The organism is Psychrobacillus sp. FSL H8-0484, from assembly GCF_038005325.1.
GTDB lineage: Bacteria > Bacillota > Bacilli > Bacillales_A > Planococcaceae > Psychrobacillus.
This window is the reverse complement of record NZ_JBBOSZ010000001.1, coordinates 4,032,695-4,058,627: the sequence shown is the minus strand read 5'-3', so window position 1 is coordinate 4,058,627 and position 25,933 is coordinate 4,032,695. Positions and strand designations below refer to the sequence as shown.

Sequence of the window (25,933 nt, the reverse complement as noted above, 5' to 3'; positions counted from 1 at the left end):
GCCTGCGAAAAGCGTCCGCCGTAGCGGAAATCTACGGTATTTCTATGGTTACCCTTCTTAAAAGGACCGGGCGTCTTTTTGCCCGGCTTTTCTTAACCCTTCCAGAAGCTCCTCGTATTTCACATACCAGGCTTTCCACTGATCTTTTCTAGACGCTATTGTGCGACCATCTAAAATGGCTTCAATGACATCTAGACATACATGCCAGCCAGCTAAATCTTTTACTGTTTGCTCGGAGAAAGATGAGATAGTTTCGATGAAGGTTAATTGACAACCGTTGTTAACAGACGATAATTCAAACCTGGCGATATCTTCTCCCCATTCAAAAGCCAAGACCTTGAAAGCTTCATAATCTAGAATTTTCATATCAATGAAAGTCCCGTCTTGCATATCAAATTTGATTAAGCCACCATTGCGTAAATCGACCACTTGAAGTTCTGTAAACCATTGTTGCAACTTCTCATTATCGGTCAACATCGACCAGACTTCTTCAACTGAATGATGGAAATGACGTTCATAACGAGCGGTATAGATTTCACTTTCTTTTTGAATCGTTGCAATCATTAGCAATTCCTCCTTAAAATTTCATTACAAGCAATGCATCGCATCTTCTGCTTCGTCCCAAGGAACTTTATAACCTTTTCCTTTTGCACAGAATATAGAAGTGGATGTGTATTCAGGGTCTGCTTCTTTATTATAACCAATTTTTTCTATGACATCTTCTGTGTTATGGCAACGATCGTATCCACCAAATAGTAAACTTAGCGTTCCTTTGCCATGTGTGAAAAAAGCAAAAGTCGTACTATAATTCATGAATGTTGCGACGGGTACCCTTCCTTTTACAATTACTTTGTCCCCAACAGTTTCTGGAGATTCAAAGGTTCCGTGCGCTTGTTGAATATCAGATAAGACTCGCCCGATGAGATCCATATCTACTTTTATCTTATAGTCGTAAAATGGTTCGAGTAGCACATTCTCTGCTTTTTCTATACCTTGCCGTAAAGCACGGTACGTTGCTTCCCTAAAGTCGCCACCAGATGTATGTTCGTTATGGCCACGTCCAGTAAGTAAAGTAATTTTCACATCTGTTAATGCAGAACCCGTTAGTAATCCATGATGATCTCGTTCCAATAAATGATGACGGACTAAGTTTTGATTGCCAATCGATAAATCATTTGCATGACATACATTTTCAAATGAAATACCGCTATCTCTCTCATTTGGTTCAATTAATAGATGCACTTCTGCATAATGTTTTAAGGGCTCAAAGTGACCATATCCTCGAATTGCACTGTCTATTGTTTCTTTATAAAGAATTCTAGGTTCACCAAAAGATACATTGAAGTGGAAGCGCTGTTGCACGATTTGTTCGAGCACTTCGAGCTGAATCACACCCATCACATGTACAAGTATTTCTTGGAAATGCTCATCCCAATAAACGCTTAGAGAAGGATCTTCTGCGTCTAATAGCTTAAAGCAACGCAATACTTCTTTGACATGGACAGAGGTGTCAAAAATGACTTTAGATTTTAGTGTTGGAATCATATCAAATGTTGTCTTGTCAGTGATAGCACCAAGGCGGTCACCGATAGAAGGTATTGTGAGTCCGGTTACAGCTACTAGTTCACCAGCAACTGCTTGGTCCACTGTTTTATATTTATTTCCACTATATATTCGAATTTGTGTTATTTTTTCTGATTGTTCTTCGTACTTCACTTCATCTCGAACTTTCAAAGTTCCACTCAAAACTTTTAGGAAGGTAACTCGATTTCCGCTTTCATCATGGCGAATTTTATATACTTGAGCAGCAAAATCACCTGATTTACTATAGGAAGTCTCTGTTAACATATCGAGTTTATCCAAAAACTCAATGATCCCTATGTCTTTCAGTGCAGAACCGCTAGAACAAGCAAAGATTTTATTTTCCTGAATCATGCATTTGAATGTCTGTATCCATAAATCTTGATCATAGCCAGTGTCCATATATTTTTCTAAAAGGTCTTCATCGCGCTCAGCAATAAATTCGATGAATTCATCGTTAAACGAATTCGTCAAATCATATACATCTTCGGATAAATTTGTACGAATTTCTTCTAAAACACTTGCTGCATTGGTTTCTTCATAATCGGTTTTGTTAATAAAGAAAAAAGTTGGGACTCGGTGTTTTCTAAGTAGCTGCCAAACGGTTTCCGTATGACCTTCTACGCCATCAACGGCACTAATAAGAATAATAGCGTAATCCATTACTTGAATCGCGCGTTCCATCTCTGGAGAGAAATCGACATGTCCAGGTGTATCGATTATATAATAGGTGGAATTGTTATAAGGGAATATTCCTTGATCTGCAAAAATCGTAATGCCTCTAGTTTTTTCTATTGAATGACTATCGAGGAAAGAGTCTTTATGATCCACACGACCTCTTTGTCTAATTGTTTTTGTATGATAAAGCAGTTGCTCGGAAAAAGTTGTTTTCCCGGCATCCACATGTGCAAGAATTCCAATCGTTTTGTGCATATTGTCACCTCTTGGCTCCATTATAGCAAATGAAAAGCCATCGGCATGCTATACTAAAAGGACAACTTTAGAATCAAGGAAGGAAATAAACCATGCAATATTCCAAAACAAAGATGCAAGAATTAGTAAAGTACAGTCCTGAACTTACTAAACGATTGAAAGAAGTAATGAAGGAACATGATTTGGAAAAAAGTTTTGCCTTAAAAGCTTTATACCACTCAGAAGTAAAAGACGGTGGAAAGTACCAAAGAGATTACCAAGATTTATAAAAAAAACTGCGATCAATATGATCGCAGTTTTTTTACGTATTAGAGATGGTTCTATAGTTATTATTGCAGGTTAAATTAACAGATAATTGAGGTTTAATAACACACTAGGAACTCTATGTATAGGCGCTTTTGGAGTGCTTGGAACTGAACGAGTTCTACACCATTATCGAGATTTCTTGATGCGGAGGGTAATCGTGTGGTAGTCATTCGTCCGTCGCTCTCCAAAAGCGATAGTAATAGAAGTGCCAAAGCTTTTGAAAATGAAAGAATAGCCACTTTCCTATTTATACAGTAAGCAGCCAAAGATGCAATTTTGGCTGCTCAGCCCTTCTCTATCGCATTTCCGCCTTTTCGATTGGAAGGAAGTGTCCTTTTTCTAAATAGCATTAGCCTATTGCCGGCATTAACTTTGCCAAAATAAGTAAGGAACGCATGCTAGAAAACGATAAAGTGCCCGAAATTGCATCTTCGGAGGCCCGCACGATGCGGGTTAGGCAGTCGTTGCGACACGATGTCGCGTACTTAGACTGTGCTCCTTTAACTATCCACAACAGGATAATCGAAAATAGTGTAGCAGGAAGTGACGCAGTCACTTCTTGCTACACTTAGCTCCTTGCGCATTTCTTGTGAAATAATAATGGAGAGAATTGGATAATAAGTAGCCGTGATTTAATAATAAATGACTTTAAATTCCAAAAAACTAAATATAAAGATAACAAATAATTTACAAAACTATCATACTATTTTAACAATTAAAAATTAAACTACGTATTGGAGATGTTTATTTTATGCAAGAGAGGAGAATTCCTGGGCGAGGAAGGTTTGATGAATAAAAGTACACTACTAAATGGAGGAATAGAAATGAAACGTAAAATTTCAAGTTTAGTTATGGCTACTGCTGTATTATCAGGAAGCGTCTTTACTCCTGTGGCAGTAACTAATGTAAGTGCAGCAACTATACAACAGCAGCAAAGTGCTCAAAAAGAAACAATTATTGTAAATGGCCAGGAAAAAGTAATCTCTTTTACACAAGTAAACAAGAAAAAGCTATATTCCATTGATCAATTATCTCAAATTATGGTTGCTACTGTGAAATACAATAGCAAAACGAAGGCATATGAAGTTTCCAAGAAAAGCGGTAAGCAAGTCAAAAAAATAGACTATAAAGCAAATGCTGCAGATGTAGTTATTAATGGTAAAAAAACCAAGCTAAGTACACCAACTAAAATGGTAGGGAAAACATTATTTGTAGAAGCGGATTCCTTTGTTAAAACATTTGGTGGTGATCTACTAATAGATAAAAGTCTTTTAATTACAGTTGCAGGAACTATTAATCTAGCGGAAAAATCATTAACTGTTGATGGAAATGATAAAAAGGTAAAAGGTCTAAGTATCAATGGAAAACAATTATACTCGGTACAAGATATTGCAAAATTATTTTCTGCTACTACAACAGTTAATAAAAATAACGAAGTATTAGTTACGAATAAAGATAAAACGATTAAATTGAAATTATCAAACAAAGCTATGACAGTAAATAATAAAGTGATCAATTTAAAAGAAAATCCTATTTTAGTTAAAAATGTGGTGTATGCGGATGTTTCCGATTTAGTTCATGCATTCAATGGAGACATTCTTCCAACTCAAAACAGCTACTTTGTTTCAACAACAGGACTAGTAAGTGGAGATACATTTAAACCACAATGGGTTGACAATAGTTCTATTCTTGTAACAAATGAAACGGAAACAGAAAGTCGTTCTATGGTTGTCAATACTTCTTCTAAAAAAGGATTATTTACAGTAAATGCAACCGAATTAGCGGTATCTCCTAATGGAAAACAAGCTATTTATTCAGACGAAAACGGTTATGTATACTTAGTGGATTTAGTTACTAAAAAAATAAATGGAATTAACTTGTCTGATGATTCTGTTAAATTGGAATTTGTTTGGTCACCAGATGGTCAAAAAGTTTATTTCTTACAAGGCGATAAGAGCGAGAAAGTTTCCTATATTAATGTGGTAGATGGTTCTATTAAGAAGGTCTTTGAAGACAAACTAATTTACAAAACGGATCTACGTTTGTCAATGGACGGTAAAAAAGTTCTTTATATTGTAGCTAAAGAAGGAATAACAAAAAATACTGAAGGTGAAAATCCAGAAGTAGATAGCATCGATTTAACAGACACAGAAGAACAAATATATGTAGTGAACTTAGAAGATGCTGAACCAAAGGCAATTCCAGTTACTATCACAAAAGAAAACAAAGTTTTCCCTAGCTTTTTAGCAGATGGAAGTATTGTGTATGTAAGCGCAGACCCTGAAAGTGACAAACTTCCAGATGTAAAAATGATAAGTGTAGATCAATCTGTTTCAACGCTTATTTCAAATAAAGACATTAATAATCTCGTTGTAACTTCTAAAGGAGAAGTAATGATTTTGGTAAGAGAAAGTAATGGGAATTCGGTTATTTATGAATGGAACAATGCAACGAAAAAATTAAAGAACATTGTTCAAACAAAATTAGAATTAACATCTTTCTCGGTTTCAAATGATGGAAAATCCATCGTGGCAACAACACCTGGAACAAATGGTGAAACATTGGTTTTATTTAAAAATGGTGTAATGGAATTATTAACAAAATAGGATAAGGGGTAGATTATAAATGAATATTATTAAACGTGTAGCGATTTTAACACTGTCATTAATTGTGGCTGTCAGTTTTGCATTCAGTGGTATTGCTTCTGCAGCAACAAAGGGAAAAATTATTGTAGCTGGATCAACAGCGTTACTACCATTGACACAACAAGCTGCTAAGGAATTTAAAAAGCTTAATCCTAAAGTGTCTGTATCAGTTTCAGGTTCATCCTCTATTGCTGGCCCACAATCCGTAACAAAAGGGGCTGCAACAATTGGCGCAGTCGATTGGGATGCTACGACAGACGTTCCAGGATTTAAAGCATTTTCAGGACTGAAAGCACACAAAATAGCAGTTATTCCTTTTGCAACAATTATTCATAAAGAAAATCCTGTGAAAAATTTAACAACAAAGCAATTACAAGATATTTATTCTGGAAAAATTAAAAACTGGAAAGAAGTTGGCGGAAAAGATGCAGCAATTGTTGTTGTAAACCGCAAACACGGTTCTGGTACACGCGTAAACTATCAGATGAAAGCATTAAATGGAGCAGCTTTTATGACGAAAGGCGATAACTATAAAGAAGTAGGGAAAAGTGGAGAAATGGTTACTGGCGTTGATTCCAATCCAAATGCTATTGGTTACGTAGACCTTGCTTATGTAAAAGGTGATATTAAAGCAGTTGATATCAATGGGGTAGCTGCTACAACGAATAACGTTATTAATGGAACGTACAAAGTTTGGAGTTATGGTTATCTAGTAACAAAAGGTGAGCCAAAAGGTGCTGATGCGGAGTTCATTAAGTATATCCAAAGCAGTAAATTTCAAAATGGTTCTTTAACTAAATTGAAGTTTATCCCAATAGCTAAAATGAAGTAAGTTCTAATTAATTTTAATAAGTCAAAATGCCAGCCGATTAACAGGCTGGCATTATGTTAGTATCTGGAGGATATTATGACAAAAATAGAGCAGGAGCTACTGGGATTACATACGTCAACAAACAAGAAGGAAAAAAGAATAAAGAAGAGTACTTACTTTTATAATCGATTGTTTCAGCTTTTTTGTTTATTAAGTGTCGTAATTTTAGGACTAGCCCTATTATCAATTATTATTTTTGTAGGTCGTACTGGATTATTAGTATTTTTGGATGTATCTTTTCAAGAATTCTTTTTTTCAACCATTTGGGAACCGTATGATGATAAATTCGGTGCAGCTACCTTTATATTAGGAACACTTGCTTTAACGGGTTTAACTTTACTATTTGCAGCACCCATTTCCATAGGAGTTGCAATATTTACTGCTGAAATTGCTCCCGATTGGCTAAAGCGAATATTACGTCCAGTACTTGATTTGTTAGTAGGAATTCCATCTATTGTTTACGGATATTTAGGATTAACAATACTTATTCCTTTTCTAAGAAATATAACGGGAGCTACTATGGGTGATGGGCTACTTGCTGCAGCTATTGTATTAAACATTATGGTGTTACCTACAATTTCAAGAATTAGTGATGATGCCATTTCTTCTGTCCCTATGGAGTTAAGAGAAGCAAGTTATGCACTTGGGAGTACGAGGATGCAAACGATTATAAAAGTGATTCTACCTGCCGCATCACCCGGACTCTTCACTGCTGTTATTTTGGGAATGGCACGTTCAATAGGCGAAACTATGGCAGTTGTTATGGTCATAGGTAACACTCCTCAACTACCATCCAATTTATTGACTCCAACTGCAGTATTAACAAGCAATATTGTAAATCAAATTATTGATGTAGAATTCGACTCAACTTGGAATTACGCCCTTTATATGATGGCATTTTTATTACTAATTATTTCAAACTTACTAATAATAATTATTAGAAAGCTTCGAGTAAAAGGAGCATGAGCATGAATGGAAGTTCGTCTAACAGATTATATAAAAAATTTAAAAAAACCAGTGATCAAGTATTCACATTAGGTTTATGGATCATTACGACACTTATCTTAGTGCTCATTTTTGGATTACTCCTATATATTTTATCTAAGGGATTACCTAAAATTTCTTTTAGTTTTTTAGTAGATCTACCTAGTGAAATTGATGTTGGTGGAGGAGTTGGTCCTTTTTTAATTAACTCTATTTATGTATTAATCATTTCGCTATTAATCTCCATTCCAATTGGAATTGGATCAGGAGTATATTTAGCAGAATATGCACCAAACAATAAAATGACGGATTTTATTCGAACTTGTGTGGAAAGCTTAGCATCAGTTCCTTCTATTGTTATTGGTTTATTTGGTTACATGTTATTTGTTGATATATTTAATGTTGGTCTGACCATAATTGGTGCAGGTATTACACTTTCTCTTTTAAACTTACCTGTTATAACTCGAGTTACCGAGGAAGCAATCCAGGCTGTACATAATGATTTAAGGGAAGCTTCCTATGCTCTAGGAGCAACCAAATCACTAACGATTACGAAAATAGTGATATCTGCAGCTTTAAATGGAATTGTCAGTGGAGTAAGTCTTGCCGCATGTAGAGCATTTGGTGAGTCTGCCTTAATACTATTAGTAGGAGGTACAGGAACTTCCGGTGAAATGTGGGATTGGAATTTCTTGTCTCAGGGAGGAACTTTACCAGTACACTTGTGGTATGTACAATCGGAAGCACTGGTAGAAGATGCATCCGAAATTGCTGAAAAAACTTCTGCTTTGTTAGTATTAATTACCCTTTTATTGAGTTTATCCATGAGACTTCCATTATGGATAAGAGATTTTCGCTTTCATTCTAAATCTAAAAAAGGATAAGCCCTTCATATAATGCATTTTCTTCTAAATAACCTTATAGTGTAGACTGTTTTCAAGTGTCTACGCTATAGGGTGCTTTTTATTAATGGTAGACTTTATTATTCACAATATTTATTATTGTTTGATTATAATGTTTTATAATTAAACAATAAGATACCAGGGAAAAGGGGGATATATAGTGAAAACACTTGTAAGTAGAATCGAGAATTTGATTGAACAATCAAAAGGTACATGGGGAATTGTTTTGGAAGATTTGGATTTAGGGGAGAAGTGGGAATTAAATGGAGATGAACTCTTTTACGCAGCAAGTGTTATTAAGTTACCTATAATGGTTGCAGTTTTCTCCGCTGTTGAACATGGGGAATTAGCGTTAACTGATCCAATTATTCTAAAGCAAGACGGCTTCGTAGGTGGTTCTGGTGTTCTTCAACACTTGACCCCGGGAACGTCTCTATCCATTCAAGACATTATTATGCTGATGATTATCCAAAGTGATAACACTGCAACGAATATACTGATTGATCTTGTTGGAATGGATAACATTGTACAGTCGATGAAAGAAGAGGGTATGGAGAAGAGTACAATTTATCATAAGCTAATGATGTATAATCCAAATCCAAAAGGCTTCAATCAAATTACAGCGAATGATATTGCAAAGGCTTTAAAACAGATGGCTACAGGGGGTCTAGTGTCTTTAGATGCTAGTGATCAAATGATTGATATGATGAAAAAGCAACAAATAAAAGATTGCTTACCAGAAAAACTACCTTCCCCATACTCCAATTTTAATAATGGCATGACTGCTTGGGAGTTGGCTCATAAAACAGGATGGATACCGGGTACTCGCCACGATGTTGGCATCTTTTTCGTTGGACAACGAAAACTAGTTGTAACAGTTCTATCAAAGGACGAAGACGACTTAATTTCCAAGCAAATCATATCTGATATCGGAGAAGAGATATATCACTATTTGCGATGAACGGAGGTTGTTCGGTGAAAAACCTGTAAATATGCTTCTTTTTCGTGTTATTAAAACAGTAGAAAGTCATTTCTAGCTCTCCTGAAACTTACTGTCATACTATTTTTTTGATGAATAACTATTCAGTTCTTGGTTCTGACTTAGAAAATATAGCGTGTTATAATGGAAGTAATATTGGAGGGAATACTTTGATGAATAATAGCCGCCAACCGGCATTTATCTATACATTTGCATACAATGATGCAGAACGCTCTCTATGTCACTTAGAGATGCGCTCTTTTTTTGGAAAAGACACAGAGGTAAAAATTATAAAGAGTAGTATAAAAATTGATCCAAGTAGAAGTCCATTTATGAAAGGAAGAGTGGAAGTTCTAGCAGAGGGTGACACTGTAGAGGAAATTGTTGCACAGGCTCCCGCTTTTGGATCGGAAAATGAAACAAACAAAGTGATCTTTTTAAAGATTAACGATCGACAAGGAAAAGATAAAATTGAAAATAGCGAACGTCTTCAAATAGAAAGAGCTATCGGGACTGAAATGCAAGGAGATTTCGATTTACATAATCCGAACCAACTTTACGCAATAGTTCCATACGAAGGTCGTTGGTATTTTGGTATGTATACAAAAAGTGAGCCAGTATGGTTTGCGCATATAAAAAAGCCGCGGGAGTATTCTACTGCACTTAGCACCCGAGTAGCACGTGCAGTAGCAAATATTGCGGTTCCTCATCCAGAGGGTGTTCGAGCAATTGATCCTTGTTGTGGTATAGGAACGGTTCTGGTAGAAGCGTTATCCATGGGTATCCATATTGTAGGGAGAGATATTAATCCACTCGTTTGCGATGGCTCTAGAGAGAATATTGCATACTTTGGTTTAACAGGAGATGTAAAGAAGAGCGCCATTGAAGAGATTACAGAGACGTATGATGTGGCAATTATAGATTTACCTTATAACTTATATACACATGTGTCGTGGGAAGATCAATTTACGATTTTAAAACATGCGAGAAGAATTGCGAAAAAGGTAGTTATTGTAACGATTGAATCAATGGACGACCGATTAGAGTCCGTAGGGTTACAGATCAAGGATCGCTGTATTACAAAAAAACAACAATTTACGCGTGAGATAGTTGTTTGCGAGTAGGTTAAGGGTAAGGGGGAACGAAGGATGAAAGACTTATCCATTGTTGCGCTATTAGATGTGATTGGTGAATTATTTTCAGATGAAATATCCATAGCAGTTTCTGACACGGAAAAATATATTTACTATCGGTCAAGTAAACGAGTTGATTTGAAAATATCTCCTGGGGATCCAGTAAAAGAAGGAACACTTGCTTATAAAGCCATGAAAAGTAAGCAAAATGTATCGGAATTTATTGATCGAGAGGTGTTTGGTGTCCCTTATCATGGAATGGCTGTGCCTTTTCAGCATAATGGCGAGTTAGAAGGCTGTGTATTAGCTATTCATCCTGCGTTTACCGATGGAAAATCTGTAATAACGATTAAAACACAAGACGGTTGGGTTCCTATTCCTTTTTCTGATGTTATTTATCTAGAAGCGAAAGATCGTAAAACACATATTGTAACGAAATCTTTCTCTGGAACCCATACTAGTTCCTTGCAAGACTTTGAATATCGGCTTCCAAGGGATTTGTTTATTCGTTGTCATCGTTCTTTTATCGTAAATGTTCATCATATAAAAGAAATCTATCCGGATACGCATTCTACGTTTGTGTTAGCGATGAATAATGAAGAAAAAATATCAGTAAGCCAATCGTATTCTAGTTATTTTCGAAAGTTATTAGGATTTTAATAAATGGCACTTGAATAAGGGGAAAACTCACCGCTATTCAAGTGTTTTTTTAAATTTACACAATAAATATAACGGGTAAAAAAATATAATAAAAAACAAATGCTGTTTTGGCATTTGTTTTTTCTGTTTCATTCAAAAAATAAGTAAGTTTATCAAGTTTTTTCGAAATTGTGACAAAACGCGATAAAATTATCTAAATGCACTTTTTCAAGGGGGATGAAATAAATGGAAAAGAATATTGGGCGTATTAAAGATACAAGTTTACATAGCTTTGTTGTTAGCGCAGAAAAGGCAGCTTCTTGGATTCAAGATGGAATGACCTTAGGTTTAAGCGGATTTACACGTGCAGGTGACGCGAAAGCAGTTCCATTTGCATTAGTGGAAAGAGCGAAAAAAGACCATTTTAAAGTGAATATATTTACAGGAGCATCTTTAGGTTCCGATCTAGATAAAGTGTTATCAGAAGCGGGTATTATAAATAAGCGTTTACCATTCCAAGCAGATGCAACTATGCGAAAAAATATTAATGCTGCTAACCACTTATTTGTCGATCAGCATCTATCACAAACAGCGGAAATGATTCGAGCAGGCGCTTTACCTGCAATTGACTTTGCAATTGTGGAAGCGGTTTCAATTACGGCGGATGGAATGATTATTCCAACTACATCTGTTGGAAACTCTTTAACATTTGTATCGCAAGCAAAAAATATTATTGTAGAAATAAACTTGGAGCACCCTGAATCGTTGGAAGGGCTACATGATTTGTATGAGCCAGCAGAGCAAGGGAAGAGAGAACCGATTCCTTTAACAAAAGTAGATGATCGAATTGGTACTGTTGGTATTCCATTTGATCTAGACAAAATAAAAGGAATTGTGTTTACAAAACAAGCAGATTCTCCTTCCACAATTATTCCTCCAGATCATGAAACAGGGGAAATAGCCGAGCATTTAATTTCATTTCTTCGAGAAGAAGTGAATGTTGGTAGATTGACTGAAAAACTCGCACCTATACAAGCAGGAATTGGTTCTGTGGCAAATGCTGTATTACATGGAATGATAGACTCTGAGTTTAAAGATTTACAGGTTTACTCGGAGGTTTTACAAGACTCTGTTTTCGAGCTAATAGACATAGGAAAGGTAAACTTTGCTTCTGGATGTTCTATTACACTTTCAGAAGAAAAAATGGAGCAAGTATATGGTGACTTTGATAAATACCGCGATAAATTAATCTTAAGACCACAAGAGATTACGAATCATCCAGAAATTATTCGTCGACTCGGCTTAATATCTATTAATACAGCTTTAGAATTCGATATTTATGGTAATGTCAATTCTACACATGTGTCTGGAACAAAGATGATGAATGGTATTGGGGGTTCTGGTGACTTCGCTCGTAATGCACGAGTAGCCATTTTTGTAACAAAATCAATTGCTAAAGGCGGCAATATTTCAAGTGTTGTTCCTTTCGTCGCGCATGTAGACCATACTGAGCATGATGTGGATGTAGTCGTAACAGAGCAAGGTTATGCCGATCTTCGTGGATTAGCGCCTAGAGAACGAGCAGAGTTAATTATTAATAACTGCGTACACCCTTCTTACAAGGAGCAACTACGAACTTATTACGAAGAAGCGCTAACTAGAGGTGGGCAAACACCGCATGTATTGGAAAAGGCATTTTCATTCCACACAAATTTAGCGAATAATGGAACCATGCTAGAGAAAGTAACAGTATCTTTGTAGAACCCATAAAAACCCGATTTCATCACTTGATGAAATCGGGTTTTTACGTCTGTTATTAGTGTATATCTTTCTTCTTAAATCTACCGCCTTGAACCTCTGCGACATTACCTACAGCTAAGAATGCATTATCATCAATTTCTTCCACAATGGATTTTAATTTAGCTTCTTCTAATCGTGTAATAACGGTAAAGATAACTTTTTTATTGTCACCTGTATAAGCCCCTTCACCATGTAAATACGTTACGCCACGTCCTAAGCGATCCATAATAGCATCACCAATATCTTCCACGGTATCACTAATGATGAAGACAGATTTAGACTCATCCAGCCCTTGAATAACGATATCGATTGTTTTAAAGGCTACAAAATATGCTAAAAATGAATACATTGCTTGTTCCCATGTAAATACAAAACCGGCAACAGAAAATATGACTAAGTTAATAATCATAATAATTTCACCAACAGAAAAAGGTAGAGCTTTGTTAAATAAGATAGCCAATATTTCAGAGCCATCCAAAGATCCGCCATTACGAATAACAAGACCCACTCCCATACCAAGAGTTACCCCACCAAATACAGTAGAAAGTAATAAGTCGGAAGTAAACGCATCAATATTATGTAAAAGTGACGTAAAGATAGATAGAACAGTTATACCAAAGAGTGTAGAGAGTGCGAAGGTTTTCCCTATTTGCTTATATCCTAGGAAAAAGAAAGGAATGTTAAGGATGAAAATAAAAACTCCAAGAGGGAGGCCTGTTAAGTGAGAGATGATAATGGAGACCCCAACAACACCGCCATCAAGAATTAGGTTTGGTACTAAAAATAGTTCTAAACCGATGGCCATTAATATTGCGCCTAGGGCAATCATAAAAGTACGTGCTACCACTGTTTTTTTGGGGGCTCTCTTATGTGGGGTTTTGACAGATTTAAGTTCGTTCGCTATGTCACTCAATAGAAATCTCCTCTTTTCTAAATTAATCTACTTATTATTTTATAGAATAATTCTAAATAATCAAAGAAGAAAGCTTTGAATTTTAAAAAAGTAGGAGAATTTGATGATAACTGTTATCTAAACGTTATCATTTACTTAATATGATAGGATTATTACAAAGTCTTAATAAGCATTGTAAATCATGCAATCTTTTTTATTGACAAAAATAACGGATGTAATTATGATGGTTACATCGGAAGGTGATAAGACATGAAAATCAGTAGTCGATTTACAGTGGCAGTTCATATACTTTCTTTAATAAATTTAGATAGAAATGTCATTTGTACATCTGAGTGGATTGCAGAAAGTGTTAATACAAATCCGGTAGTAATCCGAAGAGTAATGGGTAAACTAAAAAATGCTGGGATCATAGAGATTCGTCGTGGTCTAGGTGGAGCAACTCTTATAATGCCTTTACATGAAATAACATTATTAGATGTGTATCGTGCGGTAGAAGTAATGGATACAGGAGAGCTTTTTCAAATGCATGAAAACCCAAATCCTAATTGTCCTATCGGTGCCAATATTCAAGGTGTACTGGAATTAATCTTATTCCGTGCACAAGATGCAATGGAAGCGGTATTAAAAGAAGTTACGATGGAAGAACTTGTTCATGTATTAAATCAAAAAATTGGATAGGTATATTCAATTTTTTTGATATAGTTGTAACTAAAATGATTACAACGAATTTAAATTAGAATAATAGGAGGAAATAATAATGAAAATAGGCGTAATTGGAGCAACAGGTAAAGCAGGAAATATAATTTTTAAAGAGGCAGCAGACAGAGGGCATGAAGTAACTGCAATTGTAAGAGATGCTTCGAAATTGAATGACCGCAATATTCATTTTTTAGAAAAAAGCATATTCGATCTTTCATCAGATGATGTAAAACAGTTTGACGTAGTCGTAAATGCTTTTGGTGCTCCTCTTGGTGAAGAACAAGCACATGTAGATGCTGGGCATGCTTTAATTGAAGCGATTAAAGGAACAGATACAAGAGCAATTGTTGTAGGTGGCGCAGGAAGTTTATATGTGGATGAAGCGAAGACAATTCGTATAATCGATACACCTGATTTTCCAGACATATTTAAACCAACAGCAACAGGTCAAGGAAGAAACTTAAAAGAATTACAAGAAACAGCTGATATTAAATGGGCATTTGTTAGCCCTGCTGGCCACTTTGATCCGGAAGGTAAAAGAACAGGGTCATACCAATTAGGTAAAGATAATCTAATTTTAAACTCAAAAGGCGAAAGCTATATCAGCTATGCAGATTACGCAATTGCCATTGTAGATGAAATTGAAAATCCTAAGCATATCAATGAACGTTTTTCAGTTGTTTCAGAAGCGGAGTAAACAATGGAAATTGGAATTTACACATTAGGCGATTTAGGTCCTAATCCGCATACTGGAGAAACAATTAGTACAACGCAGCGTTTAAGAGAAATAATAGAACTAGGGAAATTGGCTGATGATGCGGGTCTTGATATTTTCGGAATTGGAGAACATCATCGACTAGATTACGCTACATCTTCTCCAGCAATTGTTCTTTCTGCCATTGCCCAAGTAACAGAGCGCATCAAACTAACGAGTACAACGTCTGTTTTAAGTACATTGGATCCTGTTCGCTTGTTTGAGGATTTTGCTACCTTAGATCAAATTTCTAAAGGAAGAGCTGAAATAATAGCTGGACGAGGAGCATTTGTGGAGTCTTTTCCCCTTTTCGGGTATGATTTGAACGATTACGATGCTTTATTTGAAGAAAATATTAAATTGCTCCAACAATTGAACAGGGAAGAAATAGTAACATGGCAAGGGAAATTTCGTTCTAACCTTAAAAATGCAATGATCTCTCCTAGGCCGATTCAAGAGGAGCTTCCTATTTGGATTGGTGTCGGTGGTACTCCGGAAAGCGCAGCTAGAGCTGGGAGACTTGGAACAGGATTAGCTTTAGCTATACTTGGTGGAAATCCAATGCATTTTAAACCGCTTGTAGATTTATATTATCAGGCTGCAATAGAAGCAGGCCATTCTCGTGATAGTTTACGTGTTGCAGTAACGGGGCACACATATATCGCCAAAGATACACAACAAGCAAAAGACGAGTTTTATCCATATTACTCAAATTATTGGGCTTACGTAAATAAACAAAGAGGAATGGGAACAAGAATGTCTCGTTCCGATTTTGAACATATGGCAAGTCCAGAAACTGCGCTATTTGTAGGTAGTCCACAGCAAATTACTGAAAAAATTCTTCATCAACATGAGCTATTTGGACACCAACGTTTTATTGCACAAATGGATATTGGTGGGCAATCATTTAGTGATGTTGCAAAAGGACTTGAACTTTTCGCTAATGAAGTTGTTCCTATTGTAAAAAGAGAGACAAGTAAATAGCCTTTTCACACGTGTTGATTAACCAAAAGTATCCAGTAAATTGCTTATTAAAATGGTGATAACACACTAGGCACTCTATATATAGGTGCTTTTGGAGTGCTTGGAACTGAACGAGTTCTATACCATTATCGAGATTTCGATGCGGAGGGATGCGAAAAAGTCGCATCCCTCCGCATTTTTTCGATAATCAACAGCCGTGTAGCTTTTTCTAAATGACTTGGGAACATTAAGTGTACTCAAGTCATTTTTAAAAATATAGTTAGAATAATTGAAATTATTAATAAATTATGCAAATATTAATATGAAGCTATTTTTATTTAAGTAGTTTTGTAAGCGCATACATAAATGCTTGTTTGCATAAGATGTGGAATGCGCGCAAAAAGATCCAAGGGGAGGAATTTTAGAATGGTTTATGCATTTCCTAATACAGAAGGCTCGAAGGTTTCGTTTAAGGACAAGTATGAAAACTATATTAATGGCGAGTGGACACCCCCGGTAAATGGTCAATATTTTGAAAACGTTACACCAGTAACAGGAAAAGTATTTACACAGGTTGCACGTTCAACTGCAGAAGACATTGAGCTTGCTTTAGATGCAGCACATGCTGCAAAAGATGCATGGGGCAAAACTTCAGTAGCTGAAAGATCAAATATATTAAATAAAATTGCAAATCGTATAGAAGAAAATTTAGAAGTGCTTGCAGTAGCAGAAACATGGGATAACGGGAAAGCCGTTCGCGAAACATTAAATGCAGATTTACCACTTGCTATTGATCACTTCCGCTATTTTGCAGGTGCTATACGCGCACAAGAAGGCGGACTTAGTCAGATTGATAACGACACGGTTGCATATCACTTCCATGAGCCACTAGGTGTTGTAGGACAAATCATCCCTTGGAACTTCCCAATTCTTATGGCGGTTTGGAAACTGGCTCCTGCTCTTGCAGCAGGTAACTGCGTTGTGTTAAAGCCAGCCGAACAGACACCAGCATCTATTTTAGTACTCATGGAGTTAATTGGTGACTTATTACCACCAGGTGTTGTGAATATTGTCAATGGCTTTGGTTTAGAAGCAGGGAAGCCACTGGCATCTAGTCCGCGAATAAGTAAAATTGCATTTACAGGTGAAACGACTACTGGTCGCTTAATCATGCAATATGCTTCTCAAAACTTAATTCCAGTCACATTAGAACTTGGAGGGAAATCACCAAATATTTTCTTTGAAGATATTATGGATGAAGACGATGCTTTTTTAGATAAAGCAGTAGAAGGATTTGTTCTGTTTGCTTTAAATCAAGGGGAAGTATGCACGTGTCCATCTCGTGTGCTTATTCAAGAATCTATTTATGACAAATTCATGGATCGCGTCCTAGCGCGTGTAGAAGCGATTAATATAGGAAACCCACTAGATCCATCTGTCATGATGGGTGCACAAGCATCTACCGAGCAGATGGAAAAAATCTTGTCTTACTTAGATATTGGGAAGCAAGAAGGAGCAGAGTGTTTAATTGGTGGTGAACGTAATACACTAGATGGTGAATTGGCAGATGGGTATTATATTAAACCAACCGTATTTAAAGGTAATAACAGTATGCGTATTTTCCAAGAAGAAATTTTTGGACCAGTAGTGTCCGTAACTACGTTCAAAACGAAAGAAGAAGCACTAGAAATTGCAAATGATACTTTATATGGTTTAGGATCTGGTATTTGGACACGTAATATGAACACGGCATACCGTTTTGGACGTAGTATCCAAGCAGGACGTGTGTGGACAAACTGCTATCACCAATATCCAGCACATGCAGCATTTGGTGGTTATAAAATGTCTGGTATCGGCCGTGAGAACCATTTAATGATGTTAAGTCATTACCAACAAACAAAAAATTTACTAGTAAGTTACAATGAAAATAAACTAGGATTCTTTTAATAAAGAGAGGGTGAGTGTAGATGGTTGAACGCGTTATCGCAACAGACGCCGCACTGAAACTCATTGAATTATTAAAAACTAAACATGGACCACTTATGTTTCATCAGTCAGGGGGCTGCTGCGATGGTTCTTCTCCCATGTGTTATCCAGATGGCGATTTAATCGTGGGAGACCAAGATGTATTATTAGGTTGTATTGGTGAAGTGCCCTTTTATATGCACAAAAATCAGTTTGATTACTGGAAGCATACACAATTAATCATCGATGTTGTGGATGGACGAGGTGGAATGTTTTCCCTTGAAGGAGTAGAAGGTAAACGTTTTTTAACAAGATCCCGTGCATTTACCACAGAAGAAAATAATCAATTACAAGCCTAAATAAAAGCGGATTAGAGGGTCTATTTGGACTTTCTAGTTCGCTTTTTATTACTTCGTTTCGTTAGATTCCGTTATACTATATATAAAATCTTGGGAATAAATGAGGGGATTTAAAATGGTTCAGGAATTGTTACGAGCTCATGCATCTGTTCGAAAATACAAAGATTATTCGTTATCGAGAGAAGAAGTTTCAGAATTAGTTAAAACTGCTCAACATGCAGCAAGCTCTCATTTTGTACAAGCATATAGCGTTATTTGGGTGACAGAAGTAGAGAAAAAAGAAGAGCTTGGCAGACTTTCTGGAAACCCTAAGCAATTCGAGACAGCAGGAGCAGCTCTATTACTTTGCGCGGATTTTCATCGTCTACAAGTAGCAGGTCAGTTACATGATACGAAGATTGAAATGGATACTACAGAAAACGTATTAGTTGGTACAGTAGATGTTGCTTTATTTGCACAAAATCTAGTCATTGCAGCGGAGTCTAAAGGTTTTGGAATATGCTACATAGGTGGTGTACGCAATGAACCAGAAGAAATCAGTCGTTTGTTTGATCTACCAGAAGGTGTTTTTCCGTTATTTGCAATTACTCTAGGGGTTCCCGACCAGGAAAATGAAGTAAAGCCGCGTCTACCGGTGGATGCAATATTACATGAGAACATATACGATAGCTCGAAATACGAAACCTTGTTAAAGGAATACGATCAAACAATGGAAGAGTATTATGCAAGTCGTGGTTCTAACCAAAAAGTAGCAAATTGGACAAAGCAAATGGCTGATTTCTTAGAAAGTCCTCGTCGCCCGCATATGGCTAAGTTCCTTGCGAGTAAAGGATTTCAATTGAAATGAGGGTTATGTATGAAATCTAATTGGACAACAGAGCTTGTAAAAAGCTATATGGAGCCGCATCGAAATGAGGAAAATGCAATACCAATGGCAAAATATATGAAAAACAAGTTCCCGTTTTTAGGAATTAAAACTCCTGAACGAAGAATGTTATTTCGTGCACTAATAAAAGAAAATAAGCTTCCTCCATATGAAGAGTTATATGAGGTAGTATGGGCGCTTTTTCAATTAGAGGAGCGAGAATATCATTACGTGGCAATCGAATTATTAGGTAAATATAAAAAGAACCTAACAGTAGAGGATTTACCTTTTTGCTTAAAGTTAATGGAGAGTCACTCATGGTGGGATAGTGTGGACGCTATTGCACCAACTATTGTTGGAGACATTGTGAAATCCAATAGAGTAGAAGGAGAAACAGTGATGCTTGAGTGGGCTAAGTCTTCAAATATGTGGACAAACCGGGCATCTATTTTACATCAGCTAAAATACAAAAATGCTACGAATGAAGAGTTATTATTTGCAACAATTGATCGCCACCATGCTTCCAAAGAATTTTTCATTCAAAAAGCAATAGGTTGGGTGTTAAGAGAATATGCAAAAACAAGTCCAGAAGTTGTTCGCCATTTTGTTGAAAGTACTCAACTTGCTGCTCTGAGCAAACGAGAAGCTTTGAAGCATATTAAATGAGATGCTCAGTTAGATTATCATGTTGTTACCTGCAAATACGCTCGCTTTCCGCGGAAGAACTGCCAAGATAACTGTTGCCTAAAGTTGTAGGAAGGCGGAAAGACAAAAGTCACAAAATTACCGAAAAAAGAGAGGAGGATCGTAACAGTTACGATCCTCCTCTCCTAAAAATCACACGGTAAAATGTAGCTAAAGTACATTCCATACCAATCAGGAACGTCTGTGAACAGGTTTTGCACTTAAAGGGCGCTATGCACTTTTTTTATTTTGTATAAAAGTTTTCCGTATAGTATGGAGTGGACTGTTCATTAAACGCAGTGCCTACTCCTAAGTTACGATAATCAGCACTTAGAATATTTTTACGGTGCCCAATAGAATTCATAAGTCCTTCATGAGCAAAGATGCTACTCGTTTGTCCGTAAGCTAAATTTTCTCCTGCATAGGAGAAGACTAAACCATCTTCTTCGAGACGATTGAATGGAGATTTGCCGTTTAAATTTTCATGACTAAAATAATTATGAATCGCCATATCCTCGCTATGTTTGCGAGCAGTGTCGCTAACTGCCTCATCGTATGTGAGTACAGAGAGTCCACGAAGAACTCGAGCAGCATTTGTTAGATCAAAAAGTTGAAATTCAAATCCTTTTTTTAGTTCCTCGGAAGGTATTCCGAATGTACTTTGATGGTTGTTCTCTACTGATTTTTTTACAATTTGGATTGCAGTAATCGTGTTATTTTCATGTAGGTCATAAAAGAATGTTACATAGTTTTCATCGATTAGAAACAAATCATACTCCCCAGCATCGGGTAGTATATAGATAATATTTCCTTTCTTTAGTTTCTTTATAGGCTCTCCAAGTTTAGAGAGAATATCATCTCTCGTACTATCCATGTTTAAGCCTAAAAAAGAAGATTCAGAAGGTTGATTTGTAAACATTGCATTCACTGTATTGTTTTTATCATACGAAACCATCATGAAATTTTGGTAATTTTCATGATACGTATGCCACACTAAATTATATTCATTCAAACTTACTCGTTTGGCATTCCCATGAATTTTTTCAATTTCACTTTTTTTCATGCCTATTGTCATTTGATCTAATTCAATGCCGATTCCAGGGAGTTTTTCTTGATTGGAGGAAATTTTAGTGGCTGGCTCATCCTTAATTTCCATCCAGTATGCTTTTGCTTCATTCAAATATTGAGCTACTTCAATAGAATCGATCCATTCATCTATAGGCTCGAGAAAAGAAAGGTCAACATATTTAACAGAATACTCTTCCCAAAGTGGCCTAGAGAAGAAAATCGCTAAAACGAAAAGGAGAAGCCAGCCTATTTTTCTCATAAGATTTAACCTCCAAACTATTTACTAATTTCCCCACATACAATTCGCTTTCCAGAATTCCCAGCGGGATCTGTTTTATAATCATCAGCATTTTCATGAATAATAATAGCGCTGCCATCTGCATCTAATAATGAATTACTTTTCCCTGCAGCTAATACAACTGCTGGTGAAATAGTTTCTAACTCTACTTTACCATCTTCGCCAACTTCTATGTTAGGCAAATCTCCAGCGTGATAGCCTTTTTCGTTTTGAAACCCATGCTCTTTTCCTTCGGGATTAAAGTGTTTTCCAGCTGTTTCAAAACTAGGCTTTTCACATTTAGCCGTTTCATGGAAATGAATACCCTTTACACCAGGTGTTAATCCCTCAGCTTTGAGGAGAATATGGACTCCCTTTGGGTTTTCTGTAAGTGTTGCTTTTCCTACTTCTTTCCCTTCTGTATTAATCAATGAAACTTGCACTTGTTCATTTAAATTGGCATCTACAGATGGAAAATTACAACCACTTAGTAGACCCAATGCCAAAACTAAAATAATCATATATTGCTTTTTCATATTGTTCCCTCCCAAAATATTTGTCCTCTCAAGTCTTACCAAATACAGGGTTTATATACATACATACACAATAAAAATAACTCTTCTATTAAAAGAAATTGTAGAAGAGGTTTAGTTTATGGGATAAAAAAACACAACGTCAGACTTAAGCCGGACGTTGTGTTATTCTTTGACGCAATATAAAAATTACGAGAGTAACTGCTATTATTACACTAGATACTAAATACAAAATTTGATAGCCAAGCTGAGTAGCAATGATGCCGAGTACATAAGAGCCGATAGCTAGTCCCGTATCAAATAGTGTGAAAAACGTTGCCGTTGCATAGCCACTTCGTTCGTTCTTGGTAGATTGAATGGCAAGTGTTTGAAAGCTCGGTACAACTGCTCCATACCCTAAGCCGATAAAGGCCCCAGAAAGTAAGAACATAAATGGACTATTCATATACGCAAGTAAAATTAAACCAATAATAAACGAAGCTAAACCGGGAATGACTATATACTTTGGTCCTTTTTCATCAAAAATTCTTCCGGTGAATGGTCTTGTTAAAAGCATAACCGCAGCAAAAACTGCAAAAAAGCTACTTGTGAGATGCAAGACCTCTTTTTCTTGTGAGTAGATCGATAAATAGGACAAAATACTTGCATAAGAAAATGCAACTAGACTTGCAATCAATGCAACTGGTACAGCTTTTTTCTCAAACAAGTCATTCCAAGTCATTTTCGTTTTAGCGGGAGGAACAGCAGGTTTGTTTTCCGCGGGTATGAATAACGAAGTCAATGCACCAATGACAAGTAAAATACTCATTGTTAGAAACAATGCGTCATACGAGAAATATTGTACAACGGTTAAAGCGATAAAAGGTCCAACTACAACTGCTAAATTTGTAGACATTGTAAAATAGCCTAATCCAGCTCCGCGTCTAGAGACAGGGATATTATCAGCTGCAAGAGAACCACTTGCTGTTGTGACAATACTAAACCAAATCCCTTGTACAAAACGTAAAACTAATAAAATACTAAAAGGTTCGATAAAGTAATATAGAACTGTACAAACTAAGTAGAAAAACAAACTAATCCATAGCATTTTTCTCTTTCCAGCAATGTCTAATAGCTTGCCGGTAAAAGGTCGCATAATGATGGCGGAAATTAAAAAGATGGTCATAAGTAAACCAGCATCTTCATCTGAACGAGACAGGATGTCTGTTGCATAAAGAGGAAGTACGGAAACTAGACCATAGAAAATAATAAATATGGTGAAGTTTGTGCTAAACAAACTTATAAAAGGTTTGGTCCAGATTGGTTCTTTCTTGTTCAACTGCGTAACTCCTTACCTAATTTTTTGTAAAAGCTCTAATAAGAGTTTCTCCTCTTCATTTGAAAGATTAGAGACCATTCGATCTTCAAACTCCATCACAGATGCTTTAATTGCTGGGAAATCTTGTAAAGCTCTTGCGGACAATTGAACAAATTTTTCACGTCGATCTTTTCCAGGTGTAATTTCTAACCACCCAAGATCAGCCAATCGATTAACTGTTCGAGTAATAGTGGGAGCTTCCACGTTTAAATATTTCCAAATTTGAGTTAAAGTCATTTTCCTATGTATTTGAATACAATTTAAAACTGACCATTGGGAAGAGTATAGGTCGTGTTTTTTTAAAGTGATATTTACTTCATAGGATAAAAAACGTGATTTCTGAAAAAGTTCATGAATAAGTGGATTCATTGTCTAATTGACCCCTCTAACAAGAATTATATTTACCTAGCTAAATTTAATTCTACTTCGCGACTCGAATATTGTAAAGTAAAATAGAAAAAAGTGGTATCGATTTCAGGATACCATACTTCATACAACCTCTAGTATTGACTATTGAAATTTTGTACATACTAAATAGAAAAATGTGAAAAGGGGAAAGTTAATAAAATGACAGAATTTCCTATTATACATACAAATATATGGGACTCAATTTGGGCTGTACCGGTCATCATAATTTTGACTGAAATTTTTAAAAAAATATTACCTATTCGACCCCAATACGTATCAACAGTTGCAACAATTATTGGACTAGTTATTTCGATTTTTATTAGCCATCCACATAATTTACCTGCTGGTATTTTTATGGGCTTTTTTTATAGTGGTGCAGCAGTTGGACTTTATGCTTCCCTAAAAACTTCTCTTAGAGCGTATCGAAATAGGCCATGAAAAAAGCGTACTAAAATGTTTAGTACGCAATTGCGCTTTTCCTAGAAGCATTGAAAAGATGAAATTCTATTTAAATCTGTTCCATAATAAGTCCATCTACGTCCAGTCCATCTAAAGCCTGCTACAGATTGTCTACCGACAAACGTAGGGAAGAACCAGAAAGAGTTTCCATTACGGAGCCAGATAAAAGTATTACGGAATAAGCAGCCTCTTATGGAACCAGGATCAACAGCGAAAGCACTTACAGATTGTTGCGGGACGAAGGATGGAGGTGGGCTGGTTGGAGCATTTCCTTCTGGGCTTTGCTGACCCGGGAACTGTCCTTGACCCGGGAATTGCCCTGGGAACTGCCCTTGACCCGGGAACTGACCTGGGAACTGCCCTTGACCCGGGAACTGACCTGGGAACTGCCCTTGACCCGGGAACTGTCCAGGAAACTGTCCTTGACCTGGGAATTGCCCTGATGGTGGCATCCCTGGCATTCCAAAGGGAGGTCCTTGTTGGCCTTGGGGAAACGGAAATTGATTAGTCATAGTTATTATTCCTCCTTTCACTACACATTCAACATAGTATATGTGAGGAGGATTTTTGTGGAACGGTTATTATGAGTGAATAAACTCGAGCGATTTTGCTAATAGTTGTTCGCTAGATAATAGAGCTTCTCCGCCGCCTTGAGCCATCGTATCATTGCCGCCACCTTTTCCATTGAAGAGAGGAAGCAAGCTTGTTATAAGTTCCTTCATACTTTGTTCCACAGAATTTCCTTTAGCCGCGACTATTTGTATGCGTCCATCATTTTCTGAAACAAGTAAACACAGTGTTTCGGGGGATTCTGCTACAAGTATTTTTGCTAATCTTTGAAGTTCTTGAATAGAACGATTCTGGAAAGCCGACGTAATGATTGACCCTTCTTCTTTTTCAATTAATTCTTTTGCTTCGTATTGTAGAAGTACTTCCTTCAATTCTGATACTTGCTTATCTGTTGATTTCCCATTTTCTAATAAAGTTCTTACTGCCCCACCTAACTTTTCTTCAGGCGAGCTTAATGCGCTAATTAAATCTAGGATCACTTGTTGTTTTCGATGTAAATGTGTAATAACTCTCTCACCACATACGAATTCCACTCGAGTCAATTGTTTTTGCTTCTCTGTTTGTAAAATCTTAATGAGACCGACTTGTCCTGTTTCTTTTGGATGTGTACCTCCGCAAGCATTGTAATCGAATTCTGGAATAATGACGAGTCGGATATCTTCCTTCACAGTTGTTGTTTTTCGAAGTGTAAATTGGTCGAGCTCTTTTTCTGTAACCCACTTTGTTTCGATAGGATGATTTTCCAAAATGATTTGATTAGCGTGTAGTTCCACCTCTTTTAATTGTTGCTCTGAAACTGCACTAATATCTAAATCAATGGTCGCACTATCTTTTCCTAAGTGGAAACTAACTGTTTTAAATCCAAAAAGATTGTCAAAAGCAGCGGTTAAAATATGTTGACCTGTATGCTGCTGCATATGGTCAAAGCGTCTTTTCCAATCGATTATTCCTTCCACTTCAAAGGTATTCTCAGGTAGCGCCTCTACAAGAAAGTGTCTTATCTCCCCATCTACTACCTCTACGTTCGTAACTGCAACACCATTTAGGTGGCCAAAATCATTAGGTTGACCTCCACCCGTAGGATAGAAAGCTGTATCTGAAAGGACAACATAATTCTGTTTCTGATCCACTATTTTTGCTGAAAATGATTGTAAATAAGCATCTTTATAATAAAGTTTATTTGTCATTAGATTCTCTCCTCTTTGGATTGGATAGTTTTATACATTCGTTTAAAGCTTTTCATCAATTTAGAAGATACTTCTATATCAAATAGAATACCATTTTGA

At 36.4% G+C, this 25,933-nt stretch carries 26 protein-coding genes; 17 read left to right on the top strand and 9 right to left on the bottom strand.

Features of this window, described 5'->3' with window-relative positions; translation table 11 throughout:
- Positions 1-57 precede the first annotated feature (57 nt).
- On the bottom strand, positions 58-564 hold the full coding sequence (locus tag MHH81_RS20070; RefSeq protein ID WP_340924866.1) for an SRPBCC family protein: 507 nt from the start codon (positions 562-564) through the stop codon (positions 58-60).
- Positions 565-588: 24 nt separating this feature from the next.
- The gene (locus tag MHH81_RS20065; RefSeq protein ID WP_340924863.1) at positions 589-2,514 is read right to left on the bottom strand and encodes a translation factor GTPase family protein; all 1,926 of its coding nucleotides are present in this window, start codon (positions 2,512-2,514) and stop codon (positions 589-591) included.
- 92 nt (positions 2,515-2,606) lie between these two features.
- Here MHH81_RS20065 and MHH81_RS20060 point away from each other — a divergent pair, with 92 nt between their 5' ends.
- The 9 genes from MHH81_RS20060 to MHH81_RS20020 all read left to right on the top strand — a co-directional run bounded on the left by MHH81_RS20060 (position 2,607) and on the right by MHH81_RS20020 (position 12,734).
- Positions 2,607-2,783, top strand: coding sequence for a hypothetical protein (locus MHH81_RS20060; protein ID WP_340924860.1), 177 nt, complete (start codon positions 2,607-2,609; stop codon positions 2,781-2,783).
- A gap of 861 nt (positions 2,784-3,644) precedes the next feature.
- A complete protein-coding gene (locus MHH81_RS20055) occupies positions 3,645-5,426 on the top strand; it encodes a stalk domain-containing protein (protein ID WP_340924856.1) in 1,782 nt (593 codons plus the stop codon).
- Positions 5,427-5,445: 19 nt separating this feature from the next.
- Positions 5,446-6,297 carry a phosphate ABC transporter substrate-binding protein gene (locus MHH81_RS20050; RefSeq protein ID WP_340924853.1) on the top strand — a complete coding sequence of 284 codons (852 nt, stop codon included), beginning with the start codon at positions 5,446-5,448 and terminating at the stop codon, positions 6,295-6,297.
- Between the two features lie 75 nt (positions 6,298-6,372).
- Entirely contained in the window at positions 6,373-7,302 is a 930-nt protein-coding gene (gene pstC / locus MHH81_RS20045) for a phosphate ABC transporter permease subunit PstC (protein ID WP_340924849.1), read from the top strand.
- Between the two features lie 2 nt (positions 7,303-7,304).
- Positions 7,305-8,204, top strand: a complete 900-nt coding sequence (gene pstA / locus MHH81_RS20040) for a phosphate ABC transporter permease PstA (protein ID WP_340924847.1) — start codon at positions 7,305-7,307, stop codon at positions 8,202-8,204.
- A gap of 178 nt (positions 8,205-8,382) precedes the next feature.
- Positions 8,383-9,183: a serine hydrolase gene (locus tag MHH81_RS20035; RefSeq protein ID WP_340924844.1), complete on the top strand. Its 801-nt coding sequence runs from the start codon at positions 8,383-8,385 to the stop codon at positions 9,181-9,183.
- 191 nt (positions 9,184-9,374) lie between these two features.
- On the top strand, positions 9,375-10,325 hold the full coding sequence (locus MHH81_RS20030; RefSeq protein WP_340925362.1) for a TRM11 family SAM-dependent methyltransferase: 951 nt from the start codon (positions 9,375-9,377) through the stop codon (positions 10,323-10,325).
- Between the two features lie 24 nt (positions 10,326-10,349).
- The gene (locus MHH81_RS20025; protein WP_340924842.1) at positions 10,350-10,994 is read left to right on the top strand and encodes a LytTR family DNA-binding domain-containing protein; all 645 of its coding nucleotides are present in this window, start codon (positions 10,350-10,352) and stop codon (positions 10,992-10,994) included.
- A 225-nt stretch (positions 10,995-11,219) separates the two neighbouring features.
- Positions 11,220-12,734 (top strand): acetyl-CoA hydrolase/transferase family protein, encoded by a 1,515-nt coding sequence (locus tag MHH81_RS20020; protein ID WP_340924839.1) that lies wholly within the window; start codon positions 11,220-11,222, stop codon positions 12,732-12,734.
- A 55-nt stretch (positions 12,735-12,789) separates the two neighbouring features.
- Here MHH81_RS20020 and MHH81_RS20015 read toward each other — a convergent pair whose 3' ends face one another.
- Positions 12,790-13,602, bottom strand: coding sequence for a YitT family protein (locus tag MHH81_RS20015; RefSeq protein WP_340925360.1), 813 nt, complete (start codon positions 13,600-13,602; stop codon positions 12,790-12,792).
- 333 nt (positions 13,603-13,935) lie between these two features.
- Between MHH81_RS20015 and MHH81_RS20010 the strand changes: the two genes are divergently transcribed.
- The 7 genes from MHH81_RS20010 to MHH81_RS19980 all read left to right on the top strand — a co-directional run bounded on the left by MHH81_RS20010 (position 13,936) and on the right by MHH81_RS19980 (position 19,957).
- Complete coding sequence (locus tag MHH81_RS20010; protein WP_340924837.1) at positions 13,936-14,364, top strand: Rrf2 family transcriptional regulator; 429 nt, start codon at positions 13,936-13,938, stop codon at positions 14,362-14,364.
- 79 nt (positions 14,365-14,443) lie between these two features.
- The gene (locus MHH81_RS20005; protein ID WP_340924834.1) at positions 14,444-15,082 is read left to right on the top strand and encodes an NAD(P)-dependent oxidoreductase; all 639 of its coding nucleotides are present in this window, start codon (positions 14,444-14,446) and stop codon (positions 15,080-15,082) included.
- Positions 15,083-15,085: 3 nt separating this feature from the next.
- Positions 15,086-16,123, top strand: a complete 1,038-nt coding sequence (locus MHH81_RS20000; protein WP_340924831.1) for an LLM class flavin-dependent oxidoreductase — start codon at positions 15,086-15,088, stop codon at positions 16,121-16,123.
- A gap of 405 nt (positions 16,124-16,528) precedes the next feature.
- Positions 16,529-18,049 carry an aldehyde dehydrogenase gene (adh, locus tag MHH81_RS19995; protein ID WP_340924828.1) on the top strand — a complete coding sequence of 507 codons (1,521 nt, stop codon included), beginning with the start codon at positions 16,529-16,531 and terminating at the stop codon, positions 18,047-18,049.
- Between the two features lie 20 nt (positions 18,050-18,069).
- Complete coding sequence (locus MHH81_RS19990; protein WP_340924825.1) at positions 18,070-18,426, top strand: DUF779 domain-containing protein; 357 nt, start codon at positions 18,070-18,072, stop codon at positions 18,424-18,426.
- A gap of 115 nt (positions 18,427-18,541) precedes the next feature.
- Positions 18,542-19,273, top strand: a complete 732-nt coding sequence (nfsA, locus tag MHH81_RS19985; protein ID WP_340924822.1) for an oxygen-insensitive NADPH nitroreductase — start codon at positions 18,542-18,544, stop codon at positions 19,271-19,273.
- 9 nt (positions 19,274-19,282) lie between these two features.
- A complete protein-coding gene (locus tag MHH81_RS19980) occupies positions 19,283-19,957 on the top strand; it encodes a DNA alkylation repair protein (RefSeq protein WP_340924819.1) in 675 nt (224 codons plus the stop codon).
- Positions 19,958-20,219: 262 nt separating this feature from the next.
- On the opposite strand, the gene MHH81_RS19975 is transcribed toward MHH81_RS19980, so the two are convergent.
- The 4 genes from MHH81_RS19975 to MHH81_RS19960 all read right to left on the bottom strand — a co-directional run bounded on the left by MHH81_RS19975 (position 20,220) and on the right by MHH81_RS19960 (position 23,579).
- A complete protein-coding gene (locus MHH81_RS19975) occupies positions 20,220-21,302 on the bottom strand; it encodes a CAP domain-containing protein (RefSeq protein ID WP_340924816.1) in 1,083 nt (360 codons plus the stop codon).
- A gap of 17 nt (positions 21,303-21,319) precedes the next feature.
- On the bottom strand, positions 21,320-21,856 hold the full coding sequence (locus MHH81_RS19970) for a superoxide dismutase family protein (protein ID WP_340924813.1): 537 nt from the start codon (positions 21,854-21,856) through the stop codon (positions 21,320-21,322).
- A gap of 145 nt (positions 21,857-22,001) precedes the next feature.
- On the bottom strand, positions 22,002-23,171 hold the full coding sequence (locus MHH81_RS19965) for an MFS transporter (RefSeq protein ID WP_340924809.1): 1,170 nt from the start codon (positions 23,169-23,171) through the stop codon (positions 22,002-22,004).
- Positions 23,172-23,183: 12 nt separating this feature from the next.
- Positions 23,184-23,579: a MarR family winged helix-turn-helix transcriptional regulator gene (locus MHH81_RS19960; RefSeq protein WP_340924807.1), complete on the bottom strand. Its 396-nt coding sequence runs from the start codon at positions 23,577-23,579 to the stop codon at positions 23,184-23,186.
- A gap of 198 nt (positions 23,580-23,777) precedes the next feature.
- On the opposite strand from MHH81_RS19960, the gene MHH81_RS19955 reads away from it, so the two are divergent.
- Positions 23,778-24,056: a hypothetical protein gene (locus MHH81_RS19955; RefSeq protein WP_340924804.1), complete on the top strand. Its 279-nt coding sequence runs from the start codon at positions 23,778-23,780 to the stop codon at positions 24,054-24,056.
- 41 nt (positions 24,057-24,097) lie between these two features.
- Here the strand turns inward: MHH81_RS19955 and MHH81_RS19950 are convergent, their stop codons facing one another.
- Together MHH81_RS19950 and MHH81_RS19945 are read right to left on the bottom strand one after the other, a co-directional pair.
- Entirely contained in the window at positions 24,098-24,589 is a 492-nt protein-coding gene (locus MHH81_RS19950) for a transporter (protein ID WP_340924802.1), read from the bottom strand.
- Positions 24,590-24,658: 69 nt separating this feature from the next.
- Positions 24,659-25,834 (bottom strand): alanyl-tRNA editing protein, encoded by a 1,176-nt coding sequence (locus MHH81_RS19945; protein ID WP_340924798.1) that lies wholly within the window; start codon positions 25,832-25,834, stop codon positions 24,659-24,661.
- Positions 25,835-25,933: the final 99 nt, after the last annotated feature.

Coding starts and splice junctions, on each gene's coding strand:
- MHH81_RS20070 (WP_340924866.1), bottom strand. CDS start 564: ATGATTGCAACGATTCAAAAAGAAAGTGAAATCTATACCGCTCGTTAT.
- MHH81_RS20055 (WP_340924856.1), top strand. CDS start 3,645: ATGAAACGTAAAATTTCAAGTTTAGTTATGGCTACTGCTGTATTATCA.
- MHH81_RS20050 (WP_340924853.1), top strand. CDS start 5,446: ATGAATATTATTAAACGTGTAGCGATTTTAACACTGTCATTAATTGTG.
- MHH81_RS20010 (WP_340924837.1), top strand. CDS start 13,936: ATGAAAATCAGTAGTCGATTTACAGTGGCAGTTCATATACTTTCTTTA.
- MHH81_RS20015 (WP_340925360.1), bottom strand. CDS start 13,602: ATGATTGCCCTAGGCGCAATATTAATGGCCATCGGTTTAGAACTATTT.
- MHH81_RS20060 (WP_340924860.1), top strand. CDS start 2,607: ATGCAATATTCCAAAACAAAGATGCAAGAATTAGTAAAGTACAGTCCT.
- MHH81_RS19970 (WP_340924813.1), bottom strand. CDS start 21,856: ATGAAAAAGCAATATATGATTATTTTAGTTTTGGCATTGGGTCTACTA.
- MHH81_RS19945 (WP_340924798.1), bottom strand. CDS start 25,834: ATGACAAATAAACTTTATTATAAAGATGCTTATTTACAATCATTTTCA.
- MHH81_RS20065 (WP_340924863.1), bottom strand. CDS start 2,514: ATGCACAAAACGATTGGAATTCTTGCACATGTGGATGCCGGGAAAACA.
- MHH81_RS19950 (WP_340924802.1), bottom strand. CDS start 24,589: ATGACTAATCAATTTCCGTTTCCCCAAGGCCAACAAGGACCTCCCTTT.
- MHH81_RS20025 (WP_340924842.1), top strand. CDS start 10,350: ATGAAAGACTTATCCATTGTTGCGCTATTAGATGTGATTGGTGAATTA.
- MHH81_RS20030 (WP_340925362.1), top strand. CDS start 9,375: ATGAATAATAGCCGCCAACCGGCATTTATCTATACATTTGCATACAAT.
- MHH81_RS19955 (WP_340924804.1), top strand. CDS start 23,778: ATGACAGAATTTCCTATTATACATACAAATATATGGGACTCAATTTGG.
- MHH81_RS19975 (WP_340924816.1), bottom strand. CDS start 21,302: ATGAGAAAAATAGGCTGGCTTCTCCTTTTCGTTTTAGCGATTTTCTTC.
- nfsA (WP_340924822.1), top strand. CDS start 18,542: ATGGTTCAGGAATTGTTACGAGCTCATGCATCTGTTCGAAAATACAAA.
- pstC (WP_340924849.1), top strand. CDS start 6,373: ATGACAAAAATAGAGCAGGAGCTACTGGGATTACATACGTCAACAAAC.
- pstA (WP_340924847.1), top strand. CDS start 7,305: ATGAATGGAAGTTCGTCTAACAGATTATATAAAAAATTTAAAAAAACC.
- MHH81_RS19980 (WP_340924819.1), top strand. CDS start 19,283: ATGAAATCTAATTGGACAACAGAGCTTGTAAAAAGCTATATGGAGCCG.
- MHH81_RS20005 (WP_340924834.1), top strand. CDS start 14,444: ATGAAAATAGGCGTAATTGGAGCAACAGGTAAAGCAGGAAATATAATT.
- adh (WP_340924828.1), top strand. CDS start 16,529: ATGGTTTATGCATTTCCTAATACAGAAGGCTCGAAGGTTTCGTTTAAG.
- MHH81_RS20020 (WP_340924839.1), top strand. CDS start 11,220: ATGGAAAAGAATATTGGGCGTATTAAAGATACAAGTTTACATAGCTTT.
- MHH81_RS19990 (WP_340924825.1), top strand. CDS start 18,070: ATGGTTGAACGCGTTATCGCAACAGACGCCGCACTGAAACTCATTGAA.
- MHH81_RS20000 (WP_340924831.1), top strand. CDS start 15,086: ATGGAAATTGGAATTTACACATTAGGCGATTTAGGTCCTAATCCGCAT.
- MHH81_RS19960 (WP_340924807.1), bottom strand. CDS start 23,579: ATGAATCCACTTATTCATGAACTTTTTCAGAAATCACGTTTTTTATCC.